The following is a 25,976-nucleotide window of genomic DNA, read 5'->3' on the forward strand; positions in this document are numbered from 1 at the left end:
AACACATTCAAGTGTTCTTGGCTTTTTGTTTTCACTTTTATAAAAAGTAAAATAAAAAGAAATTGAGTCCGGCAAAATCGAAAGCTATCTCGCTCATTCAAATAATGAGATAGCAACTTTGGTTGTTTAAACAACATCCTCAAGATTCGCTCCGCGAAACTCTTTGGGGTTGTATGGTTAAGTGACTAAGCGTACACGGTGGATGCCTTGGCAGTCAGAGGCGATGAAGGACGTATTAACTTGCGATAAGCCCAGATTAGGCAGTAAAAGCCACTTGAGTCTGGGATTTCCGAATGGGGAAACCCACGTGCATAAGCACGTATCTTGTACTGAATACATAGGTGCAAGAGGCGAACCGGGGGAACTGAAACATCTAAGTACCCCGAGGAAAAGAAATCAACCGAGATTCCGAAAGTAGCGGCGAGCGAAATTGGACTAGCCCTTAAGCTTTATATGCGTTAGACGAACGGTCTGGAAAGTCCGGCGATACAGGGTGATAGCCCCGTAGTTGACAACGCACATTCAGTGAAATCGAGTAGGGCGGGACACGTGATATCCTGTCTGAATATGGGGGGACCATCCTCCAAGGCTAAATACTACTGACTGACCGATAGTGAACCAGTACCGTGAGGGAAAGGCGAAAAGAACCCCTGTGAGGGGAGTGAAATAGAACCTGAAACCGTGTACGTACAAGCAGTAGGAGCAGGCTTTGTCCTGTGACTGCGTACCTTTTGTATAATGGGTCAGCGACTTATATTCAGTGGCAAGGTTAACCATCTAGGGGAGCCGTAGGGAAACCGAGTCTTAACTGGGCGCTCAGTCTCTGGATATAGACCCGAAACCAGGTGATCTAGCCATGGGCAGGTTGAAGGTTGAGTAACATCAACTGGAGGACCGAACCGACTAATGTTGAAAAATTAGCGGATGACTTGTGGCTAGGGGTGAAAGGCCAATCAAACCTGGAGATAGCTGGTTCTCCCCGAAAGCTATTTAGGTAGCGCCTCGGACGAATACTACTGGGGGTAGAGCACTGTTAAGGCTAGGGGGTCATCCCGACTTACCAACCCTTTGCAAACTCCGAATACCAGTAAGTACTATCCGGGAGACACACGGCGGGTGCTAACGTCCGTCGTGGAGAGGGAAACAACCCAGACCGCCAGCTAAGGTCCCAAATTATAGCTAAGTGGGAAACGATGTGGGAAGGCTTAGACAGCTAGGATGTTGGCTTAGAAGCAGCCATCATTTAAAGAAAGCGTAATAGCTCACTAGTCGAGTCGGCCTGCGCGGAAGATGTAACGGGGCTAAGCTATAAACCGAAGCTGCGGCAATGCAGTTTACTGCATTGGGTAGGGGAGCGTTCTGTAAGCCGTTGAAGGTGAGTTGTAAAGCTTGCTGGAGGTATCAGAAGTGCGAATGCTGACATGAGTAACGATAAAGGGGGTGAAAAACCCCCTCGCCGGAAGACCAAGGGTTCCTGTCCAACGTTAATCGGGGCAGGGTAAGTCGACCCCTAAGGCGAGGCTGAAAAGCGTAGTCGATGGGAAACGGGTTAATATTCCCGTACTTCTTACAATTGCGATGGGGGGACGGAGAAGGCTAGGTGGGCCTGGCGACGGTTGTCCAGGTTCAAGTGCGTAGGCTTAAGAGTTAGGTAAATCCGGCTCTTTCTAAGGCTGAGACACGACGTCGAGCACCTACGGGTGTGAAGTCATTGATGCCATGCTTCCAGGAAAAGCCTCTAAGCTTCAGATTGTAAGGAATCGTACCCCAAACCGACACAGGTGGTCGGGTAGAGAATACCAAGGCGCTTGAGAGAACTCGGGTGAAGGAACTAGGCAAAATGGTACCGTAACTTCGGGAGAAGGTACGCTCTTGACGGTGAAGTCCCTTGCGGATGGAGCTATTGAGAGTCGCAGATACCAGGTGGCTGCAACTGTTTATTAAAAACACAGCACTGTGCAAAATCGTAAGATGACGTATACGGTGTGACGCCTGCCCGGTGCCGGAAGGTTAATTGATGGGGTTAGACTTCGGTCGAAGCTCTTGATCGAAGCCCCGGTAAACGGCGGCCGTAACTATAACGGTCCTAAGGTAGCGAAATTCCTTGTCGGGTAAGTTCCGACCTGCACGAATGGCGTAATGATGGCCACGCTGTCTCCACCCGAGACTCAGTGAAATTGAAATCGCTGTGAAGATGCAGTGTACCCGCGGCTAGACGGAAAGACCCCGTGAACCTTTACTACAGCTTGGCACTGAACATTGAGCCTACATGTGTAGGATAGGTGGGAGGCTTTGAAACCGGTACGCCAGTATCGGTGGAGCCGACCTTGAAATACCACCCTTGTATGTTTGATGTTCTAACTTAGCCCCGTCATCCGGGGTGAGGACAGTGCCTGGTGGGTAGTTTGACTGGGGCGGTCTCCTCCCAAAGAGTAACGGAGGAGCACGAAGGTGGGCTAATCACGGTTGGACATCGTGAGGTTAGTGCAATGGCATAAGCCCGCTTGACTGCGAGAATGACAATTCGAGCAGGTGCGAAAGCAGGTCATAGTGATCCGGTGGTTCTGAATGGAAGGGCCATCGCTCAACGGATAAAAGGTACTCCGGGGATAACAGGCTGATACCGCCCAAGAGTTCATATCGACGGCGGTGTTTGGCACCTCGATGTCGGCTCATCACATCCTGGGGCTGAAGTCGGTCCCAAGGGTATGGCTGTTCGCCATTTAAAGTGGTACGCGAGCTGGGTTTAGAACGTCGTGAGACAGTTCGGTCCCTATCTGCCGTGGGCGTTGGAAGATTGAAGGGGGCTGCTCCTAGTACGAGAGGACCGGAGTGGACGAACCTCTGGTGTTCGGGTTGTGTCGCCAGACGCATTGCCCGGTAGCTAAGTTCGGAATCGATAACCGCTGAAAGCATCTAAGCGGGAAGCGAGCCCTGAGATGAGTCTTCCCTGACTCCTTGAGAGTCCTGAAGGGTTGTTCGAGACTAGAACGTTGATAGGCAGGGTGTGTAAGCGTTGTGAGGCGTTGAGCTAACCTGTACTAATTGCCCGTGAGGCTTAACCATACAACACCCAAAGGGTTTTGATGGACTCAAAGTAAGAACATTGAATGTGTAGAGAACACAAAACAGCTTTCCAGATTTTCTCTAGAAATAGAGAGTAAGAATTTGCTTGGCGACCATAGCGATTTGGACCCACCTGATTTCCATGCCGAACTCAGAAGTGAAACGAATTAGCGCCGATGGTAGTGTGGGGTTTCCCCATGTGAGAGTAGGACATCGCCAGGCTTACATTTCGTTTTTAGATTTTAGAAAAATCTAAAGGCAAAAACTTAGACTTAGAGTCTAACCAGTGCGGAGCGGTAGTTCAGTTGGTTAGAATACCGGCCTGTCACGCCGGGGGTCGCGGGTTCGAGTCCCGTCCGCTCCGCCACTTATTCAGAAGCCCTGCTAGCAATAGCAGGGCTTTCTTCATTTATGGCATTTTGAAGTCATAAGATCTATCTCCGGCTTTTCCATCATGCTTCTCCGAATTCAGACTATGCGTTTCCAATACCAATCGTATACCAATCTGGAAAATTAACTGGTCAGGTCTGCCCATTCTCTCGAACACATCTTGGTGACTCTGTTGGAGCATGCCAAAAAACGATTCCAAGCCCTACACACTTTGGAGACAATGTCTTCGTAATCCGCAAAAGACTGATTGGCGAGATAGTGTTGTCTCATCCAGCTCCATACTTGTTCTATAGGGTTTAGCTCTGGAGAATAGGGGGGAAGTTTGATGACACTGATGTTCTGAAAGCCATTAGCGATATCTTCTGTATGCCATCCTGCGCCATCCATAATGATGACGGCATGACGTCCTTTTTCAGTGACCGCCGATATTTGCTTTAAATGCTCAATCATGAGGTCTTTATTGACCCATGGGACAACGATAGCCTCACCAATACCTTTTTGAGGACAGACAGAACCAAATAGATACGCATATTCGAACTGTTGTTGCTTCACTGCTCTGGGACGTGTGCCTCTTTCAGCCCATAACCGTGTTGTTGTATTTTGTTGCCCAAATCGAGCTTCATCCTGAAACCAGATATCGACATGCTTTAAAGCGACATGACCTGGGATCTTAAGGATCGTTTCGTCTTGGAGTTTTTTTAAAATCTTCCTGTATCGCTTGGGATTGTTGTGGGTGTTTTGAACGGGAAGTGACCCATGAGAAACCCATATGCTCGAGTAGGTAATAGATAGAATCAGGATGATAATGCTGGCCAAATTCTTTCACAATATAGGCATGGATATCGGCGCCGGTCAGTCGCCCACCTTGAGTATCATGAGCTTTATCTTTGATGTATTGGCTCAATTGCTCCCTTTGTTCAGAAGTTAATAATGGCGGTCTTCCCGTTCTTGGCTTTTCCTTCAGCCCTTCTAATCCTTCTTCAAGAAAGATTTGAACCCATCGATTAACACTGGTTCGGCTCACCTTAAGAAACTTGGCGATTTGGGTACGAGGGTGTCCATCTTTGAAATGAGCAAGTGCGAGCAATCTCATTTTCATCTGGATGGATTTCTGCTGGCTTGCGAGCTTTTTAAAATCAATATTCTTGAGGCTATCCATAACGAATACATTCTATTGTTGAATGGACTTAAATTAGATCATATTTTTTCTTAGATTGGTATCAGAACATATCCCTGCGGCGAATGTAGCTGTACTCCATACTTTAGTTGTCTTACCTAGTGTATCAGTAACAATGTGGATACTGCGTCTTTACTATTTATCCTAAACTCCTGATATTTCTTCGAGCTCAGCAATATCACTAAAATGAACTTCTCTATGCGATTCTTTGGGGACGGAAGAAGAATTTCAATTATCACTCTATAAGTTTTTACGCTTTACCATCCCGTCTAGTGTTCAATCTTAGCGGATTTTCTTCTTATTAGAGAGTTATCCCTTCTGACGTCAGCTTATAGCCCTGAACATAGATGACGCAGGTGTGGAGATTGGAGATATAACAATATCTCTTTGCTTTAATTAATAGGGAAGGGATTTGGATGGGGTATTCAAGGCATAAAAAAACCGGCTAACTAAGCCGGTTTTGATCGTAGGTAGGATGTACCTTACTCTTGAATCAAAGTCAGTGCTTTGCGCGATACTTCGTGCGCTGCTTTGGTTAAGTTCTGTTTCTCTAGTGCGTCTGCTAGATACGCGTAGTCGGATACATTAGAACGTAGAGACAATGCTTTCTCGAAATGTTCTTGAGCGTCTGACCACTTTTCATTGCGAAAATGGAATTGAGCCAACGCGCTGTGCGCTTCCGCATTATTACCATCTTTACGCAGTGTCTCTTCAAGGAACACAACAGCAGGGTGATTATCGGCAAGATTCATTTCTGGTAGAAGTGCATACAGCTCAGAGTTAGGGTGTTTCTTCAGATTTTCTTTAACTAGAGTGAATGCCTCGTTATCAGCCTTTCTAGAAATAAGTTGTTTAGCAAAGCACTCTACAAGATAGCTGTCGCTCTTGAGTTTGCGCGGTAAACTATTCCAATGAGTAATCAATCCTTCACTGCCTTTTTGTTCTGCAATGTCAATCAGAAGGCCACATTGAGCTCTTTCCGTCAGTTTTAGCTGTTCTTCTTCAGAAAGGTTGTTCACCTTGCCGAGGTTCGGTAATAGGTCTAACAATGGTTGCCATAGTTTGAGCTCAATGTAGACCGTTTTTAGCAAGTTAAGAACAATATTATTCTGTGAGTGTGCTGCCTTTAGATTTGAAAGGGTTTCTAGTGCTTGCTCGTAGTCAGCCTCGCGAACTTGTTGCTTAGCGCGTGTTAATTCTACTGCTAGCTGTGCGTTTGTTTCCTTGCTTGCAAGCTCTAGATACTTGTCACGTTTAGCCGTATCACCTAAGCCTTGCGCGGCTTCTGAGGCAACCAGATAGCAAAGAAGAGGCATGTCATGGTAACTAGCCCACTTAGTTGCTTTTTTCTCTGCTTGTTTAAAATCGCCTTCCAGTAATTTTACGATGCCTTCGTCTGTGTATCGACGAGATAGACGAGATTTACGCGCACTAAAATAGTTCCAAGTAGAAGAACTCGCGTATAACGCTTTCTTCACCAGGAATTCGAGGAAAAACAGTAAGCCTAATACAGCGATGACAAAAATGACGAGTGTCGTTACGCTCATTTCTATCGTTTTATCTGCTATGGAGATGAGAACATAGCCTTGCTGCCCTGAGTATTGGGTTCCCGCAAATAAGCCTGCACCTAATACAACGAACAGGAAAATGATACGAAACATTATTTTTCCTCCGTGACTAGAGTGGTTACTTCACGGCGTAGACGCTCTCGGATGACATCTGATAGGACTTCTTGAGTATTAAGTTTTACCGGATATTCCACCTGGATAGTCTGTTTGCTTAGCATCGCTAGCGCATTATTGAATTCTTTAACGCTGTTAGAATCTTGATTGAAGAAAGCACTCGACCATTTGTCAGCGGTGGTAAGTGCAGTGCTATAAATGTCTTGTTGCTCTACATAGACTGCTTTAATTGCAGTTTCTAGCTTCGCTTTGATGTTTTCTTTCAGATAAAAATGCTGCTCTGGTGAAAGTAGAGGGATCACATTCCCATCTCTGGTTCGGAAAGTAATGAAGTTCGCAGAGAAATCTTTTAGGGACGTCATGAGGTTATCTTGCCAATCATTAAGATCTTCTGACACCTTATGCTCCTCGACTTGCTGAGCTTCTGGGAGTAATGCGTTGGCTAGAGGTAGCGCGTCGACTTGTTGCTGTAGTGCTGTGATGCGAAGAACCAGCCCTTCTCTATCAACTAATGGGATCGTTTTTAATTTAGTAATGTCTGTAGCCATTGCTTTACGAAGTGGAACCAGGCTTGGATCATTTAGAGCTGCGATGCGCTGGTCGGCGCTTTCCATCAGCTCAGTAGCGCTTACAGCGTCATTCTCTAAGAAGAGTTTGCGTCCAGCTAGTTTCACGAGGTAGTCCGCTTCCGCCAAAAGCCAATCATTAGGGCGACGCCCCTTCACTTCAGCTAAGGCAACTTGCAGACTTTCAATACTCTTCTGTTGCTGGTCTAGTACGGTTTCGGCTCGGTTAGCAATTTCATTTGCTTTAGAAACTGTGGCTTGTTGTGTCGCTTCAAGATCTTGTTTGAGGGAGGTTTCAGTTTGATCTAGCTGAGACTGGAGGGCATTGATTTTTTCTTGATATTCAGCGTTTTTCTGCTGCATATGGAATGTTAGACCGCCTCCAAACAGCAGCGAAATGATGATTGCGATCGTGCCAAGTTTGACACCTCGTTTACCTTGCTTTTCTTCAAAAACGGGAGGCTCATCTTTTTTTACGTCTTTTGGTGCAGTGCCGCCAACCGTAGCCTCTGCGCCTTTAGTATCCGTATTTTGGTTTTCTACATTTGAAGTTGCCTCGGAAGTTGGCGCTTGCTCGACCTCTTCCGTTATGGCGTTGTTTTCTTTCTCAGGTTCAATGATTCCGTTTTTGTTTTTACTTGCCATTATTTATTGTCCTGTTTCAGTTGACCGGAGAGCAGTCAACAAGTCCTTATTTGAAGCGCTATAGGTATTGATTACCTTTTTAAAACCTAACTGCATTGCCTCTTGCATAATACGTTCACTAGGTACATAAAGCGTTAGTGTAAGTAACCAATCTAACTCGATCTCGGAAAACTGAGAGACAAAGTGATTCAGTTGCTCCAAGCTGGTTATCACCAATTGCTGAATGTTATTATCCTGCCATAACGATATGAGTAATTCTGAGTGGAAAGCTATATTTTCCCGCTTGTATACTTCTCTATATTCAACTCTGGCACCTCGTTGCATGAGAGTATCAAAAATAAGTTCTCTGCCACCATTACCCCGCAAGATCACAATGCGTTTATTTTCCACGTTTTGCAAAACATCGAGACGAAGTAGATGTTCGCTATCGCTGATGTCGGGATAGTGTACTTTCTGTTGTGTCTTTTTGCTCAATACATGTGCAGATTTTTGACCAACGGCAAGATAAGTGGCTGATTTAGGCCATCGGGAAGAGGATGCCAGTATCGCTTCGTGAGTAAAGTTCACCGCATGTTGACTGACAGCAATAATGATGTCGAAATGTTCTAATGCTTGGCCAATGCCAGAGAGTGTGCTCCCTGGCTTGATTGAAATGATGGGTTGATGCATCGCATCAATTCCGACGTCATGTAGCTGTTGGCATAATGCGCTTCCTTGCTCATCAGGTCTAGTAACCAACACTGCCATAGGGATTACTCGTGATCAGCGTAAAGCTTAGTCAGAATCTCTCTGGCACCATTATCAAGTAACTGATTGGCCAGTTTAACGCCCATGGCTTCTGCTTGATCACGTGGGCCTTTGATCTCACCACGGACAATTTTAGTACCGTCTGGCTCACCGACCAGAGCACGCAACCAAATATCGTCGCCGTCAAGTAATGAGTAACTACCAATAGGAACCTGGCAACCACCTTCTAACGTCAAGTTCATTGCTCGCTCACACTTAACACGATCGGCAGTATCTTGGTGGTTTAACGGATCAAGTAGTTTAAGTAGGCGTTCGTCATCCAGTCGGCATTCGATACCTACGGCGCCTTGTCCAACTGCAGGAAGCGATTGCTCAGGCTCGATAAAGCTACGAATGCGCTCTTCAAGCTCAAGGCGTTTTAGACCAGCCGCAGCAAGGATAATGGCATCGTATTCACCCGCGTCCAGTTTACCTAGGCGAGTGCCTACATTTCCTCGTAATTCTTTAATCACAAGATCTGGGCGGTATTCTTTTAGCTGACATTGACGACGTAGGCTACATGTACCGACAATTGCGCCCTGAGGCAATTCATCAATGTTGCTGTAAGTATTAGAGACAAATGCATCGCGAGGATCTTCACGCTCGCAGATGGTGACTAAACCTAGGCCTTCAGGGAAGTCCACTGGAACGTCTTTCATAGAGTGCACGGCGAGATCTGCACGCCCTTCTAACATGGCGACTTCTAATTCTTTAACGAATAAGCCTTTACCGCCAACCTTAGCAAGGGGGGTATCAAGTATCACATCGCCTTTTGTTACCATGGTCACTAGTTCGACTTCGAGACCAGGGTGAGCTGCTTGCAGTGCATCTTTAACAAAGTGGGCTTGCCATAAGGCAAGAGGACTTTTACGTGTCGCTATACGGATAGGGGTAGTTTGAGTCATGATGTTCTACTGGTTGATTCAACGTAATTCCCCAATCGTACCATTCTGAATCAAAAAGTATTACTGCAATATCTTCAGGATGATTACTTCTCTTGTTGCTTACCTGAAATCATCAAAAGAGTGTGATTTATCTCTCGTTTGTGCGGTTGGCTATTATAATTAATAGGTGTTCCGTACCACACTATCCCCACCTGCTCTCAGGGCAGGCTATAATGTGGATTCGATCGTACAATTCTTTACCAATTAAAATAAAAGTGTTACATTGATCACGTTTAATGGACGCTTTAGATTGCTTTTTCGTCAGAGCGCAACAGGTAATTAACAAGGACTATCCCTTGCAGGCTTACACAAAGACTTTAATTCAAAGACTTGATAATCTGAATCAGCAACGCACAGATCGTGCGCTGGCACTTATGGATTTGCAAAGTCAGCGTGTATTCCACTTAATTCCTACCCTTCTGCATTTTAACCATCCTTCTATTCCTGGATATTATGCTGCGCAAGTCCCTTATGGCATTTGTGAGTTCGAGTTTAGTGATGTTCAGCGTCAGTTTGTTGAAGATACTGAGCTGACAATTGGACAGCCATTAGTCACGGCCTCATCACCAGCCATTCACGGTCTATTTACAATGGGCAGTACCTCATCGATTGGTCAGAGTACCTCAAGTGATTTAGACATTTGGGTCTGCGTGTCTGCAACGATGCCTCAGGATGAACGTGAGTCCCTAACCAATAAGTGCTTATTGATAACCGACTGGGCACAGACTCAGGGTGTGGAAGCCAACTTTTTCCTTATGGATGAAGAGCGCTTTCGTTCTAATCATTCTGAAGAAATGACAGGTGATAACTGTGGTTCATCGCAGCACCTATTGTTATTAGATGAGTTTTACCGTTCAGCTGTTCGTTTAGCTGGTAAGCGTCTACTTTGGCAAATCGTTCCTCCTGAGATGGAAGAGTGTTACGACGAGTATGTTCAGAATCTTTGCAACGATGGCTTCATTGATTGTTCTAAATGGATCGACTTTGGTAAGTTGAATTGCATACCTGCAGAAGAATATTTCGGCTCAAACCTTTGGCAACTTTATAAAAGTATCGACTCGCCTTACAAGTCGGTGCTAAAAGCTATCCTGTTAGAAGCGTACTCTTGGGAGTACCCAAATACCCAGTTACTTAGCCTTGATACAAAGCGCCGTTTTTTTGCTCATGAGCCAGACCTTTACGGTATGGATGCATACTATTTAATGCTAGAAAAAGTAACGCGCTACTTAGAACGTATCGGGGATGAGACGCGTCTCGATCTCGTTCGTCGCTGTTTCTATTTAAAAACCCATGAAAAATTATCACGCGAACCGAGCGTAGGTTCGGTGGCGTGGCGTCGCGAAGCTCTGGGTGAAATGGTACAGCAATGGCAATGGGATGAGAGTGTCATTCGTGAGCTAGATGACCGCCGAAACTGGAAAGTAGAGCAAGTGAAAGTAGTACACCATGCACTACTTGATGCGCTTATGCAGAGCTATCGCAATCTTATCCAGTTTGCTCGTCGTAACGACATTACCTCGGCGATCAGTCCGCAAGATATTAGTGTGCTTGCACGTAAACTTTACGCAGCCTTTGAAATCTTACCGGGTAAAGTAACGCTTCTAAATCCACAAATTTCGCCTGACCTGCATGAGCCAGATTTGACCTTCATTGAAGTGCGCCCAGGAAGAACGAACAAGCAGGGCTGGTACCTTTACAAGCAACCACTCTCGCCGCATCGAATTATTGGTCGCGCTCCGTTAGAGCATAATGAATATCTGAGTAAACTGGTTGCGTGGTCATTCTTTAATGGTTTGATTACCGAATCGACTCGCCTTCACTCCGTAGTGCGCGATGCTCACCTCGATATTGATAAGTTCTATCAGATGGTCAGCGATTTACGTAACACCTTTTCTTTACGTAAGCATCGACCAACGATGCAGGCATTGGCTAGCCCGTGTGAAATTAGCCAGTTGGCGATGTTCATTAACTTTGAAAATGACCCTACCACCGAATTGAGTGGTAAAGCCCTGAAACTTGACCCGAAAAACACCGACATTCTTAGTTTTGGTCAAGATCAAAAGTGTCTAGTGGGTAGCGTAGATTTGGTTTACCGTAATTCTTGGCAAGAAGTTCGTACTTTGCATTTCAAAGGTGAGACTTCGATGCTGGATGCATTGAAGACCATTTTAGGCAAAATGCACCAAGACGCGTTGCCGCCAGAATCTGTGGATGTGTTCTGCTACTGTAAGAACCTTCGCGGTGTTATGCGTAATATGGTTTATCAGTTGCTGGCAGAGTGTATTGATTTACGCTTGAAGCCGATCGAGCAAGAAAAGCGACGTCGTTTTAAAGCGATGCGAATTGGCCAGCAGACATACGGCTTGTTCTTCGAACGTCGTGGAGTATCTGTACAGATGCTCGAAAACTCGGTGGACTTCTACCGTAGTATTTCTACCAATAAACTGAAAGGTTCTCCTCTTCTGATGCTGGATAAAGAGCAGGATTATCAGTTGCCTGATGCAGTAGACGGTTTTGCGAGTGAAGGATTGATTCAGTTCTTTTTTGAAGACAGTGAGCAAGGGTTCAATATTTACGTTTTGGATGAAGCTAACCGCGTAGAAGTTTACCACCAGTTTAGAGGTGAGAAAGACGAGATGATCGCGAGTGTAAACGGTTTTTACACTTCGATTAAAGATGACAACAAGTTAGCTTCTAAGTTTATTAACTTTAACTTGCCTCAGTACTACCAAATTGTGCACCCAGAAGAAGGGGAGACATATATTGTCCCTTATCGCAGTGATAGCGCTGGGAGCTCAAAGCTGCGTAAAATAGCCAATGCCTAGTGAATTATTCGACTCGATTTGCATTGAGATTAAAACAAAGAGGCCATCGTTATGATGGCCTCTTTGTTTTAGAATTCTGTGGCTTACTCTCTGATTAAGGCCACTCGATCTCTTCATCTGCGTGTTTCTCACACTCTTGCTTAACCATAGCAATCAGTTCGATACCGGTTTTTGAACAAATCCATTTCTCATCGACAAACGCAAAATGAAAACCACCGGATTTTGATGCTAACCAGATCTCTTTCATTGGCTCTTGGCGGTTGATGATCACTTGGCTGCGATCTTCAAAATCCAATGTCATAACGTTGCCAGTTACCTCGTAATCGATGTCCGCACCTGAATCATCAATCATTTCTTCGATGATTTCCATTTGAACATCAACCAACTGATGAAATTCAGTATCGTTCATCTTGTCTATCCTATTGCTTTTCCTGAGTGTGGTGCGATTATAGGGGGCATTGAAAAAATAATCACGATAGAACCTATGAAAAAATCAATCTTAGCTCTGTTTATTGTTTCTGTACTTGGCTTGGCTGGTTGCGGCCAAACAGGTCCATTGTACATGCCTGAAGAGGCACCTCAGAACGAGCAGCCGTCATAATAACTATACAGTGATATCAGAATATAAGGGAAAGCACTTTGGATTACTTCAACTATCAGGATGATGGCCAGCTCTGGGCCGAGAACGTCGCACTATCTGATTTGGCGCACCAATACGGCACGCCACTATATGTTTACTCAAGAGCGACGTTGGAGCGCCATTGGCATGCGTTTGACAAGTCTGTCGGAGCACATCCACATTTGGTGTGTTATGCCGTGAAGGCGAACTCAAACCTAGGTGTGTTAAACGCGTTGGCTCGATTAGGTTCCGGTTTCGATATCGTTTCTGGCGGCGAGCTAGAACGTGTGTTGGCTGCGGGCGGCGACCCGAGCAAAGTTGTCTTCTCTGGGGTTGGTAAAACCGAAGAGGAGATGAAGCGAGCACTAGAGCTGGGAATTAAGTGTTTTAACGTTGAATCTGAGCCAGAACTGGAACGTCTGAATAAAGTAGCAGGAGCGTTAGGAGTGAAAGCGCCTATCTCGCTGCGCATTAATCCAGATGTCGACGCAAATACTCACCCTTATATTTCCACTGGACTGCGTGACAACAAGTTTGGTATCGCATTTGACCGAGCTCCTGAAGTTTACAAGTTTGCAGCGAGCCTAAAGAACCTGAATGTCAAAGGTATTGATTGCCACATTGGCTCTCAGCTGACAGATATCGAACCATTTATTGATGCTACGGACCGCCTGCTAGCTCTGATTGATGATCTGGAAGCACAAGGTATCACTATTGAGCATTTAGATGTGGGCGGTGGCCTAGGTGTTGTTTACCGAGATGAACTCCCTCCTGAGCCGTCAGAGTACGCAAAAGCGTTATTGGGTCGTCTAGATAACCACCAAAATCTGGAATTGATCTTTGAGCCTGGGCGTGCGATTGCTGCCAACGCAGGTGTTCTCCTGACCAAAGTCGAGTTCCTAAAGCATACCGAGCACAAGAACTTCGCCATTATTGATGCTGCGATGAATGACTTGATGCGCCCAGCGCTTTATCAAGCATGGCAAGACATTGTGCCAGTAAAACCTCGTGAAGGTGAGGCAGTAACCTACGACTTAGTCGGACCAATTTGTGAGACGGGTGACTTCCTTGGCAAAGATCGTACGTTGGTACTGGAGCAAAATGATTTGCTAGCTGTACGTTCAGCAGGTGCGTATGGCTTTGTCATGTCATCGAACTACAACACACGTACTCGCGTTGCTGAAGTGATGGTGGATGGCGATCAGGCTCACTTAGTGCGTCAGCGTGAAGAGCTGTCTAGTCTATGGGCGTTAGAGAACATTCTTCCGGAGTAATGTGAGCTTTATGCATTTCCATTTTTCTAAAATGCATGGTTTGGGTAATGACTTTATGGTCGTTGATTGTATTACCCAAAACATATTTTTTTCCCCTGAGTTGATCCGTCGTTTGGCGGATCGTCATACCGGGGTGGGCTTCGATCAACTCTTGGTTGTTGAAGCGCCTTACGATCCTGAAACAGATTTCCATTACCGTATTTTTAATGCCGATGGCAGTGAAGTCGAACAGTGTGGAAATGGTGCTCGTTGCTTTGCGCGTTTTGTGCGAATGAAAGGGCTGACTAATAAATACAGCATTAGTGTGAGCACCAAAAAAGGTAAAATGATACTCAACATCGAAGACGATGATCAGATCACCGTCAATATGGGTATACCTGAGTTTGAGCCAAACAAAATTCCTTTCAAAGCAAAGCAAATGGAGAAAACTTACATTCTCCGAACTGAAGACAAAACACTGTTTTGCGGTGCGGTAAGCATGGGTAATCCTCATGTGGTTACGGTCGTGGACGATGTTGCAACGGCCGATGTAGACACATTGGGACCACTTCTGGAATCTCATGAGCGTTTTCCTGAGCGAGTCAATGCAGGCTTTATGCAAGTGCTTAATCGCAATGAAGTTAACTTGCGCGTGTATGAGCGTGGCGCTGGCGAGACACAAGCTTGCGGTAGTGGCGCTTGTGGCGCGGTTGCGGTGGGTATTATTCAAGGATTGCTGGCTGAAACGGTCACCGTTAATTTGCCAGGAGGCTCTTTGAGCATCAGCTGGAAAGGCCCGGGTAATCCACTTTATATGACAGGCCCAGCAACTCATGTCTTCGACGGCCAGCTAAGTTGCTAATAATAAGATGAACGAAGGAATAGAAGTGTCTCTAGTGGAAGAAGATGCGCTGACCGCAGAGGTTGTGGCAGAGTATTTAAGCGAACGACCGGATTTTTTTAAGGCAAGACCTGAACTCGTGGATCGGCTGGCATTGGCACATCAAGAGCAGGGAGCGGTTTCACTGGTTCACGTGCAAATGAACCGCCAACGCCAACGCATTGCAGAGCTAGAGGAAGAGATTACCGCTCTTATGTCTTTGGCCAAAAGTAACGATAAAACGTTTCATGAGTTTATGAGCTTGCAAGAGCGCATTCTGAAATGTGGCTCGTTGCTTGATGTGGTGAAAGCGATAGAAGAAATGGCGAAATCTCTCGGCTTGGTGGCCTATGTTCGCCTATTTAATAGCGAACTGAGCCATTACAAACTGAAAAAAGAAGACTTTCAGCGTTTCTCTACCAACCACTTGAATGGAAAAAGTGCGTACCTTGGTCGTATGCGCAAGGTTGACCGCGATCTGCTGTTTGGAGAAAGCACACATGCACCCGAGATGGGATCCTATGTCGTGTTACCTCTATCCGGTAAATCTCAGCAAGGCATTTTGGCATTTTCTAGCCAAGATGGTGGGCACTTCCAGCCACATATGGACACTTTATTTTTGCGTCATCTCGCACTGGTACTTTCTCACTTAATTCAAACTCTTCCTTGGCAGAATGAACAAGACAAACGAATCAGCAGCACCTCTGCCTAGAAGCCTACAAAAGCCTCTGGAACGCTTCTATGAATACCTACGAAGTGAAAAGGGGCTAAGCTTACATACTCAACGAAATTACAAACAACAGTTAGAAACCATGGCCCAACACCTTGTCCATCTTGGATTGAAGGATTGGTCACAGGTGGATGCTGGCTGGGTACGACAACTGGCAAGTAAAGGGATGCGAGACGGTATGAAAGCCAGCAGTCTTGCGACTCGGCTATCGTCCCTGCGCAGTTTTTTCGACTTTTTGATATTGCGCGGAGAAATGAGCGCTAATCCGGCAAAAGGTGTCTCAGCACCTCGTAAAAAGCGCCCATTGCCCAAGAACCTTGATGTGGATGAAGTGGGGCAACTTCTTGAGATCGACGAATCAGACCCGTTATCCATTCGTGATCGCGCCATGATGGAATTGATGTATGGCGCTGGATTGCGACTGGCTGAAATGGTTAGTGTGAATGTCAAAGACGTCCGATTGTCGTCCGGTGAGTTGAGAGTGGTAGGTAAAGGGGATAAGGAGCGTAAAGTCCCGTTTTCTGGCATGGCTGCGGAGTGGGTAGGGAAGTGGCTGAAGGTTAGGGGAAGCTTGGCAAACCCTGATGAACCGGCGTTGTTTGTCTCTAAACTCGGCGTTCGGATATCACATCGCAATGTTCAAAAGCGTATGGCAGAGTGGGGGCAAAAGCAGTCTGTGGCGAGCCACATTAGTCCACACAAACTCCGCCATTCATTTGCAACGCATGTCCTAGAGTCGAGCAGTAATTTACGGGCGGTTCAAGAGTTGTTAGGTCATGAAAACATCTCGACCACACAGATCTATACTCACCTTGATTTTCAACATTTAGCTGAGGTGTACGACAAAGCACACCCAAGAGCAAAAAAGAAAGGAAAAGACTGATGCAGTTCTATCGTCACCTAGGCCCAATTAAAGCCATGACATTTGATTTGGATGACACTCTTTATGACAATCGTCCGATCATACGTCAGGTTGAAGCCCAGATGGTGGCGTGGCTCCATAAGTATCATCCTATTTCTGCGATCAAGCCGTTAAGCTGGTGGTATCACATTAAGCGAGAAGTTGCCCAAGAAGATACATGGTTACCCAACGACGTGACTTTGTGGCGTTATAAACAGATTGAACGCGGATTATCACTCTTAGGCTATGAACCTAAGCAAGCGGAACAAGCGGCAACTGAGGCTATCGAAGAGGTCTTACGTTTGCGCAGCAACTTCTCCGTACCACAAACGGCGCATGAGGTGTTGCAAAAGCTATCTGCTCGACTTCCACTCGTCGCTATCACAAATGGCAATGTAGACGTCGAGAGAATCGGGCTTGATCCTTATTTCTCCGCGGTCTTAAAAGCGGGTCCTGATGGTTACGCAAAGCCACACACAGAGCTGTTTGATAAAGCGGCGCATCACTTAAAATTACCTAAAGAATCAATACTTCACGTCGGAGACCATTTAGTGACGGATGTCATCGGCGCGAAGAATAGTGGTTTTTCATCCTGCTGGTTTAATGGAGAACAGCAGGACATTTTTAGCCATGTCAAAGCAAAAGTGCTGCCAGACGTTGAGGTAAGATGTCTGAAAGAATTGTTACTTTTTATTGAGAGATAAGTCATTTCTGCTAGATTATGAACGCGCAAACCGTCGCGGAATTTGTGCATAACCAAGACGTTTGTTATGTGGCTGAAGATTTGGGTATCGACTACCTACAGGGCTTTACCTTGCGGAGCCGACACGCCTCTTTTAGTTTTGAAATGGGTGGCCGCTTTTGTCTGCTTGAAATACTCGCATGTAGTGAGTAAAAAATTGCATTAAGCGATCGGCTTGTTCCGCGTCACCTAATTCTCTTATCACTTCCGCACCGACTTCCAGTGTGCATAGATGACCATCACTTTGATTTCGACGCAGTTGGTATACGGAGTTTTGGCTTGGGTTTATATGCACTAATGGCAGCGTCTGTAGCCAAGCGCTTTTTCGAAGCATCTTTTTGGCTTCTTGCCATGTGCCATCAAGTATCAAGAACAAAGGCTTCTTCTTTTCCGTATTTAGCGCGATTCTCTTTGCGTCACTGACGGCAATGCTCTCTTCACCGGGAAACAGCAAATAGGGCATAACACTTGGATCATCCAGCAGTTTCATCAACTCGCTGCAAGGTGACTTACGCTGCCAGATGTGTCGACTGGATGACGGAATTGCCGCGAGCAGCCATTGACCTGTATTGGTATCACGACTTAGCTCATTTTCGTGCATCAACAAAGCGAAATGTGCGTCAATGTCCAGCTTAGGGATACATTGACACACGCAGTTAAATGACAGGCCACAACCTGGGCATGGCGTTTGTGACTCCATTTAAAGGGTCACTCCACCTTGATGAGGAGTTAGCCCATCCGAGAAAAGTTGTACCTCACTGATTTCATCGTAGTTCGCGACTGGCGCTACGCTTGGGTTGAGCGGATAGCTAATGTTATTGTGTTTTAGAATGTGCTGGTTGGGAACAGCGCCCCCACCACTAACAAACAGCACTAAATCCTGCCATGACTCACTGGCTGATTTTCCCAGATTGATGGGTGTGCGCACTAAGCTAATACGGCTGTTAAAGCGCCATTTCTGTTCATGATTTTCAAAAATGAGTAGGGTGCAGCCTCCAGAACCACACCAATCGAGTTGGGCTAAGAGTTCTTTGTTGCCATCACCGTTGAGATCGTAAGTAAGCCAACGGTAGCGAGTACCTGTTGGATCGGTTTTGTGCATTCTGAAGTATTCTCGCAGTGCGCGGTCGACTTTGGGATTAAAGTCCGCACTGGATGGGATTTTTTCAGCCGTTAGTTCACGTGGTATGGCGGGTTGTTCCGCGTAACTCAGTGTTTGCTTCGATTGAAAGAGCGTCACCCCACCGTCTGCGATGTCGTATACAACATCTCCTACTTTCTCTTTTTTAGTCGTCAGCTCATAGCCATCACGCGTATAGATACGTTCTGAGTTAAGAGGTTGTCCTTGAAGCTGCGTACCGACCACTTGAATTTGGTCTGGGTTGAGTTGTTGCCAGAATCCTTTCTCAACCGTATCTGCTTCACCACTTAGGTAGCTATAGGTTGTCTGAGCGGTATGATCAGGCTTCAGGTTCATGGTGACACTAAACGGTGTTCCTTTGGTTGCTTTGGCCTGGTAATCGGCTGACCAGTCCTGAGTAGCATCATGGTTCGATAAGGTTGCGCAGCCTTGGTACGTTTTGCCATCTAACACCAAGTTCGATGTCCAACCGTAAAGACTGTCACTCATCCCGTCTTTGCAGCTACGTTGTGTGAGCTCAAGATGCCTACCTTCAAATTGATAACGTCGCTCGTCGTTTTCAATGTGACTCGAGGTGAGTGTTAATGTGCGCTTTTCCTCTCCTAGCTTGTTAAAGACGATACTCTCGTGTTCAAAACTGACCGACCAAAACGGTTCTGTACCAAAGGCTTTTGTGGGCGCTTCTGGTAAGGCGCAGCGGGCTGGATTTTCTGCGGTGAGGATATTGATTTGGTCAACAACGAATTGCGCGGTGTAATCGGCCGAATAGCCCTCGTTCTCTGCTCTCTTCAGGTGACCGATGACTTCACCATAAAGTGGAGCATAGGGGGAGCGGACTAGGGTTAACCCTTGTTGAAATCGGTCCTGAGGAAGATCGAGCCAATACTGAGTTTGGCTACCACAAGGGGTAATTGAGCGTACTTCGTGGCCCAGTACGATTTGCCCACGCATCACGAAGGTTTGCGGTTTCACTGAACTTGGATTGTCCAGTGTCGCTTGTGGTTTTATTGTAGAGCTTTCTTCTTTTATGGCCGTGGTCGAGCATGCCTGAATCGCTAACAAAGTAGCTAGCACGGCTGGGTTTTGCAGCGCCTTCATGTTATATCTTCCTCAATTTCAATCTCTCGGAAGTTATTATGGCATATTGGCTATTTAAAACAGAACCAGACACTTTCTCAATTGACACTCTTCGCACGCAATCGACTTCATGTTGGGAAGGGGTGCGCAATTATCAGGCGAGAAACATGATGCGAGATGAGATAAAAGAAGGCGATTTAGTGCTGATATATCACTCATCTTGCAAGAAAGTGGGTGTTGCGGGCATCGCTCGGGTGATAAAAGAAGCGTACCCTGATCACTTTGCTTTTGACCCAGAAAGTGCGTACTACGATCCCAAATCAACCCGAGATAATCCACGTTGGGTGATGGTGGACATTGAATTTGTCCGTAAAACCGAACGTTTGATTTCGTTGTCTGTCATGAAAGCAATGCCTGAACTAGAAAATATGCCTTTGGTAAAGCGCGGTAATCGCCTTTCTATCATGCCTGTTAGCGAGGAAGAGTGGCAGGCGATTCTGTTGAAAGAAAAGCTACCAAGTCAGAGATAGCTATAAATCAGAGAGAACAAAAAGGGCAGCAAATGCTGCCCAGATAGGATCGGGTTCGCTATGTCTTAGAATAAATGCGTATGCAGGTAGTGCGCGACAGCGTCATCTTCATTGCTGCCAATCACTTCATTCTCTGGCAGGGCGGCTTTTACCTTGTGGTGAGACGTCCCCATGACCAGCCCTTTGCCTGCCATTGATAACATTTCAACATCGTTCATGCCATCACCAAACGCAATGCAGTTTTCAAGAGAGAGGTCGAGAGACTGGGCGACTGCGTGTAGCGCATCTCCTTTAGATACGCCAGCAGACATCACTTCCAGACACCATGGGGTCGAAAAGGCAATATTCAGCTTGTCACCAAACGCTTCGCGAAGTTTATTTTCAAATGTCACCAAATGCTCGTGATCATGCGCAGGGTGAGTAAAAAAGATCTTCGCAATCCCATCAGTCGGTGCATTGCTTGAGTTGAAGCGCGTATAACTAAAGCCAGATTCACTGTGGAATTTAGCCAGCATTTCGTCTTCGCGATCCAGTAGCCACTCCTCATTCTTATACATGTGGATAAAAATCTCTGGATCGTTTTTGATCGTGTCGATCACGGGCTGGACCAGTTCTTGAGGAACATTCTTGCTGTACATCAGCTGATCGTTTTGGTCATGAACGCGCGCGCCGTTAGAGGTAATCATATAGGCTGGAATACCAGAAATCTCTCGGATCCCAGCCACGTCGACATGATGGCGTCCGGTCGCAAAGATGAAGGTATAGCCCTTATTGTGCAGCTCTTTTAGCGTTCGCTTGGAAAAGTCACTGAGCTGGTGGTTAGGTGCCAGCAATGTTCCATCAAGATCGGAAGCGACAATGCGGAATGGCGTGTCTTTGCGTGTTTCGCTCATATTACCCTCGTAATTATGAATAGATCGACCCAAGTGGGGTTGAGGGAATAGTGTACTTTATTGGAAAGGGGAAAAAGAGGGTAAAGATCACCCTCTGCCTTTTCCTATTTTTGCGAAAGTTGGGGAGAAAAGAACTGAACAATAGAATCCAATGCTTTGTTTCGATACTCGTCTGTTTCGAATAACAGTTCATGACGCGCACCATAGACAATGTTCATTGCGCAGTGTGCATTGGTTTTAGCTAACTTTTTAATAAATTGCATTTGATGTGCGTTGGAGACGATCTGATCGTCGCTGGCTTGAAGCAGCAGTAATGGGATTTGAATATGTCTTGTCATCAGAATGCACTGCTTGGAAGACATCAGCCCTTGCCACACCCAGCGAGTACTAGCGCCGCCAATTTTGAGTTCAGGTTTTTGCTCATATAAGTCACGAAACCAGTGGTAACGAATAGAACTTTGACTCAAAAAGTTGCCTTCAAATGGCTTGGGAAAATAGGCAACTTGGCCTGGTGCAAAGGTAGGCTTGGGATGATACGCAGTAAGGCACTGACCAAGAAAGCATGCGACAGGCTTTAAATGCCAAGGTAAGTTGACACCAAACATAGGCGCGCTTAATGCCATAGCGCTAAATGGATGCTTTGGATAGGTTTGTACATAGCGTGTGGCGATGTTGCCACCCATAGAATGGCCTAACAGATAGCAGTGGTCGTAATGCTCTAGGTCAAAGTAACGAACTAAAACATCCAAATCCTTCACGTAGTCTGCAAACTCTTCGACATAACCCATCTCTTTATCTTCGATCAGTCGATCTGACATCCCTTGACCACGGTGATCGTAAGAATAAATATCGTATCCCTGTTGGAAAAGGTCGAAAAACAATTCTTGGTACTTCCACGTGCATTCAATGCGACCGTTAACAACTACAATGGCTTTTCGATGCTCCGGATTCGACAGCTTGATCCAAAATAGATTGGTTTTATCGAAGGACTTGATAAATCCTTCTTCTCGAGATTGCCAAAAGCTGCTTATGCGGTCATTGATTGCTTGCTCAAAATCTGGCTCTTGAGTATAAGGAATTGGATTTATGGAACTCGAAATATTCATTTACAAGGATAGCCTAGAGTACTATTTCTTAAACTAAGCTAAATTATGTGTGTCCGACACATTTTAGTCGAGAGGAAAACGCCATGGAAATGCATGTTTGGCTGGCTTATGTGGTCACAGCCATTGTTTTTAGCCTTGCTCCCGGTTCAGGGACAGTCAATTCAATCAGTAACGGTATTAGCTATGGCACTCGCCGCTCACTTGCCGCCATTGCTGGTCTACAGATTGGTTTGGCGATTCACATCACTTTGGTTGGGGCTGGCATTGGTGCTTTGGTTGCACAATCTGCGTTTGCTTTTAGCGCCATCAAATGGATTGGGGCAGCGTATTTGGTCTGGTTAGGCATTCAAAAATGGCGCGATAAATCAGAGATATCGACTTCTGAAGCGGCTCAAGGTTTATCTAGCTTGACCTTGATGAAGAACGCCGTATTGATTAATCTGACGAACCCCAAGTCTATCGTCTTTTTAGTGGCGTTATTTCCGCAATTCATCGATCCAGCTAAAGACCAGCTGACTCAGTTTGCGGTATTAGGTCTGACAACGGTTCTAATTGATGCGATAGTGATGTTGGGTTACACCTCACTCGCGTCACGATTAGGCCGTTTTATTCGTTCTGAACAGGTAATGAGCAAAGTGAACAAACTTTTTGGTTCAATGTTTGTTGGCTGTGGTGCGCTCCTTGCCTCGGCGAAAGCATAATTCGTGAAAGGTAATGAATGCAGCAATTTATGCGTGAAACATATGTAGCAAGGCAGCCTATTCTCAATGCAAAACGGCAAACGTTAGGGTACGAATTGCTGTTTCGTGATGGGGAAAGTAACGCCTATCCCACGCATATTGACTCCAACCGAGCGACGTATCGTCTGATTGTCGAAAACTTCTTATCCATGGGGACGAATCCGTCGCTCAGCAGCTCTCGCTGTTTTATTAATTTTCCGCATGAAAGCCTTATTCGCCGATTACCTCTGATTCTACCCAAGAATAAAATTGTGGTGGAAGTTCTGGAGACTTGCATACCTAACGATGAGTTGTTTGAAGCGATTAAAGAAATCAGCCGCTCAGGGTATCTCATTGCACTGGACGACTTTGTCTACAGCCCTGAATGGGAACGCTTTCTGCCTTTTGTCCAAATAATTAAACTGGACATTATGGCGATGGGGCTAGACGCGGCGTGTGACTTGGTTAAAGATCGCCTGTCGAAAGGCACCAAACGCAAGTTCTTGGCGGAAAGAGTAGAAACAGAACAAGAGTTTATCGCTACGCGCTCTGCTGGTTTCTCTTTGTTTCAAGGTTATTTTTTCAGTAAGCCAGTCATCAGTCGGCAAAGCTACCTTAGCCCTGAGCACCTCATTGCGATGGAACTCTTTGCTGAGGTGTGTAAGTCAGAAGTCGATTTTGAAAAAGTGGAAGCGATTGTGGCGAAGGACGTGTCGCTTTCGTACAAGCTACTCCGTTTCGTGAATACGATGTCTGATCGACTGGAAGTGACGATTTCTTCTTTTCGTCAGGCGCTTATCTATCTAGGTCAGGATAGATTGAAGATATTTGTGTCACTGGCAGTGGCTTCGTTTGTTTCTTCCAACAAGCCGAAAGAGCTCTATACCCTGTCTTTGCAGCGAGCGCAGTTTTTTCAACTGATGGCAAGCTCAAACCCTTTTAGTCAGTACCGAGATCAGGCGTTTCTTATCGGCTTGTTTTCTATGCTGGATGCGTTATTGGATAGTTCATTAAGTGAGCTTGTTTCTGAATTACCTCTGAATTCAGTCATCAAACAGGCATTACTGCAACGTCAAGGTCCATACGGTGTGCTTCTGGGCATTGAAGAGTGCTATGAGCGTGCTGATTGGCAAGGATTGCAGTCGGCTTGTCACCAGCTCAACTTGTCGGTCAACGAAGTCTTACTGAAACTGACACAAGCGCAGCGTTGGAGCCACGACTTGAACAGCGTCGTTTAGACGTTATCGCTCACACCCCACACATGAATCTTTTGTGACAATGAATCCGACTGGATTGATCTCTTTCTTCTTTTAATTAAATATATACGCATATCCATATATGAGAATGTTTATGTTACCTCACCAGTTTTTTAAATTGCTCTCTGATGAGACTCGCGTTCGCTGCTTGATGCTGATCGTGCGTGAAGAATGCCTGTCGGTGGGTGAGCTGACAGAAGCCTTGCAAGAAAGTCAGCCAAAAGTCTCACGTCATTTAGCGCAGCTGCGTTCAAGCGGAATTCTTATTGATGTTCGCCAGGGCCAGTGGGTGTTCTATCGCCTTGTCGCGGATTTGCCCGGCTGGATGAGAAAGCTGATCGATGACTTGGTCGCATCAAACTGCCTGAAAACCGAGTATCAGCAAGATATAGAAAGACTTCATACCATGCAGGCTCGCCCTGTGTGTTGTCAGTGATTTGAATAGATTGAAACAAACAATTTGAAATGGAAGAGATAGAGTTATGACGATTAAAGTAGGTATCAACGGTTTTGGCCGTATTGGACGTTTAGCACTACGTGCAGCGTTTGACTGGGAAGAGTTAGAATTTGTGCAAATCAATGACGTGGCTGGTGATGCAGCAACGCTAGCACACCTTCTTGAATTCGACTCAGTACAAGGCCGTTGGCACCACGAAGTGAAGTCTGAAGGCAATGAGATCATGATTAACGGTCAAGTGGTTAAAACAACTCAAGAGAAAGAAATTTCTGCCGTTGATTGGTCTGGCTGCGATGTGGTGATTGAAGCGACAGGAGTACACCGTAAGACATCGTTCCTGAACCAATACCTAGAGCAAGGTGTAAAGCGCGTGGTGGTTTCTGCTCCAGTGAAAGAAGAAGGTGTGGCAAACATCGTGGTGGGTGTGAATGACCACATCTTTGACCCGGCAATCCATAAGATCGTGACTGCGGCTTCTTGTACCACAAACTGTATTGCGCCTGTTGTGAAAGTGATTCACGAGAAACTGGGTATTGAGCAATCGTCATTTACCACCATTCATGACCTAACCAATACGCAGACGATTCTGGACGCGCCACATAAAGATTTACGTCGTGCTCGCGCGTGTGGAATGAGCCTGATTCCAACCACGACAGGTTCAGCGAAAGCCATCGTTGAAATCTTCCCTGAGCTGCAAGACAAAATCAACGGTCACGCGGTTCGCGTACCATTAGCGAATGCGTCTTTGACTGACATTATCTTCGATGTGAAGCGCGATACCACAGCAGAAGAAGTGAACGCACTGCTAAAAGAAGCGTCTGAAGGTGAGCTAAAAGGCATTCTTGGTTTTGAAGAGCGCCCTCTGGTCTCTATCGATTACAAAGGCGATCAGCGTTCAACGATTGTTGATGCACAATCAACCATGGTGGTGGGTAGCCGTATGGTGAAGATTTACGCTTGGTACGATAACGAGATGGGCTATGCAACACGCACGGCTGAGCTTGTTCGCAACGTCGGTTTGGCATAAGGAGAGAGAGCATGACACATCCAACATGGCAATTAAATGTAGACTCTGGTGCGTTAGTACTGACTCCTTGCCCAGGAACTAAAGACGTTGATCTAGATACGGCGTTAACTCAGCTAAAGCAGCAAGGTGTTGAGGCGATAGTGACCGCGCTTGATGAGCAAGAGCTGGCAAGCAAAGGCGTCTCTGAGCTGGGTGAAAAAACGCAGCAACTGGGGATGAAGTGGTTTCAGATTGAGATTGAAGATGACCGTGCGCCGGGCGCTGAATTTGCGGCTAAGTGGAAACAAGCCAGCCCAGAGCTACACCAGGTGATTAATAACGGTGGCAAAGTCGCAATGCATTGCATGGGTGGTTCTGGTCGCACAGGGTTGCTGGCCGCGCATCTGTTGCTAGAAAAAGATTGGCAGTTAGATGACATCGTACGTGAAGTGCAAGCACTGCGTCCGGGAGCGTTTACCAAATCTGTTCAGGTTGATTACATCCAGCAGGCTGCTGAAAAATAGCAAGAAGCAGAGCTTTTGGATCATGGGTGTCCAAAAGCTCTGGGACCTGCACAGGAATATA

Annotated in this window: 23 protein-coding genes, 1 tRNA gene, 2 rRNA genes and 1 pseudogene; 17 read left to right on the forward strand and 10 right to left on the reverse strand. The window is 46.0% G+C overall.

All coding sequences use genetic code 11. The annotated features are described in order from the left end of the window. Positions 1–175: 175 nt before the first annotated feature. The 3 genes from NP165_RS00460 to NP165_RS00470 all read left to right on the forward strand — a co-directional run bounded on the left by NP165_RS00460 (position 176) and on the right by NP165_RS00470 (position 3,433). Positions 176–3,066: ribosomal RNA gene (locus NP165_RS00460) — 23S ribosomal RNA — on the forward strand. Between the two features lie 105 nt (positions 3,067–3,171). After that, a 5S ribosomal RNA gene (rrf, locus tag NP165_RS00465) occupies positions 3,172–3,288 on the forward strand. Positions 3,289–3,356: 68 nt separating this feature from the next. Continuing rightward, a tRNA-Asp gene (locus NP165_RS00470) sits at positions 3,357–3,433 on the forward strand. Between the two features lie 146 nt (positions 3,434–3,579). Here NP165_RS00470 and NP165_RS20015 read toward each other — a convergent pair. From NP165_RS20015 to hemC, 5 genes are all read right to left on the reverse strand, one after another. Continuing rightward, a protein-coding gene (locus NP165_RS20015) for an IS630 family transposase (RefSeq protein ID WP_371133671.1) occupies positions 3,580–4,615 on the reverse strand; the annotation gives its coding sequence in 2 pieces (ribosomal slippage) (positions 3,580–4,155 and positions 4,157–4,615; 1,035 coding nt in all). A 500-nt stretch (positions 4,616–5,115) separates the two neighbouring features. After that, a complete protein-coding gene (locus tag NP165_RS00485) occupies positions 5,116–6,294 on the reverse strand; it encodes a heme biosynthesis protein HemY (RefSeq protein WP_257084439.1) in 1,179 nt (392 codons plus the stop codon). After that, a complete protein-coding gene (locus NP165_RS00490) occupies positions 6,294–7,526 on the reverse strand; it encodes a uroporphyrinogen-III C-methyltransferase (protein ID WP_257084440.1) in 1,233 nt (410 codons plus the stop codon). Before NP165_RS00490 ends, NP165_RS00485 begins: the two co-directional genes overlap by 1 nt. A 3-nt stretch (positions 7,527–7,529) precedes the next feature. After that, positions 7,530–8,273, reverse strand: a complete 744-nt coding sequence (locus tag NP165_RS00495) for a uroporphyrinogen-III synthase (RefSeq protein WP_257084441.1) — start codon at positions 8,271–8,273, stop codon at positions 7,530–7,532. 5 nt (positions 8,274–8,278) lie between these two features. Next, positions 8,279–9,217, reverse strand: coding sequence for a hydroxymethylbilane synthase (hemC, locus tag NP165_RS00500; protein WP_257084442.1), 939 nt, complete (start codon positions 9,215–9,217; stop codon positions 8,279–8,281). A 335-nt stretch (positions 9,218–9,552) separates the two neighbouring features. Here hemC and NP165_RS00505 point away from each other — a divergent pair, with 335 nt between their 5' ends. Continuing rightward, positions 9,553–12,081 (forward strand): class I adenylate cyclase, encoded by a 2,529-nt coding sequence (locus tag NP165_RS00505; protein ID WP_257084443.1) that lies wholly within the window; start codon positions 9,553–9,555, stop codon positions 12,079–12,081. Between the two features lie 94 nt (positions 12,082–12,175). Here the strand turns inward: NP165_RS00505 and cyaY are convergent, their stop codons facing one another. Continuing rightward, on the reverse strand, positions 12,176–12,490 hold the full coding sequence (gene cyaY / locus NP165_RS00510; protein ID WP_257084444.1) for an iron donor protein CyaY: 315 nt from the start codon (positions 12,488–12,490) through the stop codon (positions 12,176–12,178). 75 nt (positions 12,491–12,565) lie between these two features. Here cyaY and lptM point away from each other — a divergent pair, with 75 nt between their 5' ends. The 7 genes and pseudogenes from lptM to NP165_RS20020 form a co-directional block, all read left to right on the forward strand. Continuing rightward, a complete protein-coding gene (gene lptM / locus NP165_RS20135; protein ID WP_442538125.1) occupies positions 12,566–12,682 on the forward strand; it encodes an LPS translocon maturation chaperone LptM in 117 nt (38 codons plus the stop codon). Between the two features lie 38 nt (positions 12,683–12,720). Further along, the gene (gene lysA / locus NP165_RS00520; RefSeq protein ID WP_257084446.1) at positions 12,721–13,974 is read left to right on the forward strand and encodes a diaminopimelate decarboxylase; all 1,254 of its coding nucleotides are present in this window, start codon (positions 12,721–12,723) and stop codon (positions 13,972–13,974) included. A gap of 10 nt (positions 13,975–13,984) precedes the next feature. Next, the gene (dapF, locus tag NP165_RS00525) at positions 13,985–14,815 is read left to right on the forward strand and encodes a diaminopimelate epimerase (protein WP_257084447.1); all 831 of its coding nucleotides are present in this window, start codon (positions 13,985–13,987) and stop codon (positions 14,813–14,815) included. A 25-nt stretch (positions 14,816–14,840) separates the two neighbouring features. Beyond that, positions 14,841–15,545 (forward strand): DUF484 family protein, encoded by a 705-nt coding sequence (locus tag NP165_RS00530; RefSeq protein ID WP_257084448.1) that lies wholly within the window; start codon positions 14,841–14,843, stop codon positions 15,543–15,545. Next, entirely contained in the window at positions 15,508–16,446 is a 939-nt protein-coding gene (xerC, locus tag NP165_RS00535) for a tyrosine recombinase XerC (protein WP_257084449.1), read from the forward strand. Before NP165_RS00530 ends, xerC begins: the two co-directional genes overlap by 38 nt. Beyond that, entirely contained in the window at positions 16,446–17,168 is a 723-nt protein-coding gene (gene yigB / locus NP165_RS00540) for a 5-amino-6-(5-phospho-D-ribitylamino)uracil phosphatase YigB (protein ID WP_257084450.1), read from the forward strand. Before xerC ends, yigB begins: the two co-directional genes overlap by 1 nt. A 14-nt stretch (positions 17,169–17,182) precedes the next feature. Then, positions 17,183–17,304 (forward strand): annotated as a pseudogene (locus NP165_RS20020) (EAL domain-containing protein); the annotation flags it as partial. On the opposite strand, the gene NP165_RS00550 reads toward NP165_RS20020, so the two are convergent. Continuing rightward, complete coding sequence (locus NP165_RS00550) at positions 17,301–17,906, reverse strand: tRNA-uridine aminocarboxypropyltransferase (protein WP_257084451.1); 606 nt, start codon at positions 17,904–17,906, stop codon at positions 17,301–17,303. The pseudogene NP165_RS20020 and the gene NP165_RS00550 overlap by 4 nt on opposite strands. Then, positions 17,907–19,445, reverse strand: a complete 1,539-nt coding sequence (locus NP165_RS00555) for a COG3650 family protein (protein WP_257084452.1) — start codon at positions 19,443–19,445, stop codon at positions 17,907–17,909. A gap of 38 nt (positions 19,446–19,483) precedes the next feature. On the opposite strand from NP165_RS00555, the gene NP165_RS00560 reads away from it, so the two are divergent. Then, positions 19,484–19,954, forward strand: a complete 471-nt coding sequence (locus NP165_RS00560; protein ID WP_257084453.1) for an EVE domain-containing protein — start codon at positions 19,484–19,486, stop codon at positions 19,952–19,954. Between the two features lie 65 nt (positions 19,955–20,019). Here NP165_RS00560 and NP165_RS00565 read toward each other — a convergent pair whose 3' ends face one another. Then, a complete protein-coding gene (locus NP165_RS00565) occupies positions 20,020–20,847 on the reverse strand; it encodes a Cof-type HAD-IIB family hydrolase (protein ID WP_257084454.1) in 828 nt (275 codons plus the stop codon). Positions 20,848–20,951: 104 nt separating this feature from the next. Continuing rightward, positions 20,952–21,953: an alpha/beta fold hydrolase gene (locus NP165_RS00570; protein ID WP_257084455.1), complete on the reverse strand. Its 1,002-nt coding sequence runs from the start codon at positions 21,951–21,953 to the stop codon at positions 20,952–20,954. Between the two features lie 83 nt (positions 21,954–22,036). Here NP165_RS00570 and rhtB point away from each other — a divergent pair, with 83 nt between their 5' ends. From rhtB to NP165_RS00595, 5 genes are all read left to right on the forward strand, one after another. Then, positions 22,037–22,654, forward strand: a complete 618-nt coding sequence (gene rhtB, locus NP165_RS00575) for a homoserine/homoserine lactone efflux protein (protein ID WP_257084456.1) — start codon at positions 22,037–22,039, stop codon at positions 22,652–22,654. A gap of 29 nt (positions 22,655–22,683) precedes the next feature. Then, entirely contained in the window at positions 22,684–23,910 is a 1,227-nt protein-coding gene (locus tag NP165_RS00580) for an EAL and HDOD domain-containing protein (RefSeq protein WP_257085525.1), read from the forward strand. A 112-nt stretch (positions 23,911–24,022) separates the two neighbouring features. Further along, a complete protein-coding gene (locus tag NP165_RS00585; RefSeq protein ID WP_257084457.1) occupies positions 24,023–24,364 on the forward strand; it encodes a metalloregulator ArsR/SmtB family transcription factor in 342 nt (113 codons plus the stop codon). Between the two features lie 46 nt (positions 24,365–24,410). After that, positions 24,411–25,412, forward strand: coding sequence for an ArsJ-associated glyceraldehyde-3-phosphate dehydrogenase (locus NP165_RS00590; RefSeq protein ID WP_257084458.1), 1,002 nt, complete (start codon positions 24,411–24,413; stop codon positions 25,410–25,412). Between the two features lie 11 nt (positions 25,413–25,423). Next, complete coding sequence (locus NP165_RS00595; RefSeq protein WP_257084459.1) at positions 25,424–25,915, forward strand: cyclin-dependent kinase inhibitor 3 family protein; 492 nt, start codon at positions 25,424–25,426, stop codon at positions 25,913–25,915. The last annotated feature ends 61 nt before the right edge of the window (positions 25,916–25,976 follow it).

This window comes from Vibrio japonicus (genome assembly GCF_024582835.1).
Lineage (GTDB): Bacteria > Pseudomonadota > Gammaproteobacteria > Enterobacterales > Vibrionaceae > Vibrio > Vibrio japonicus.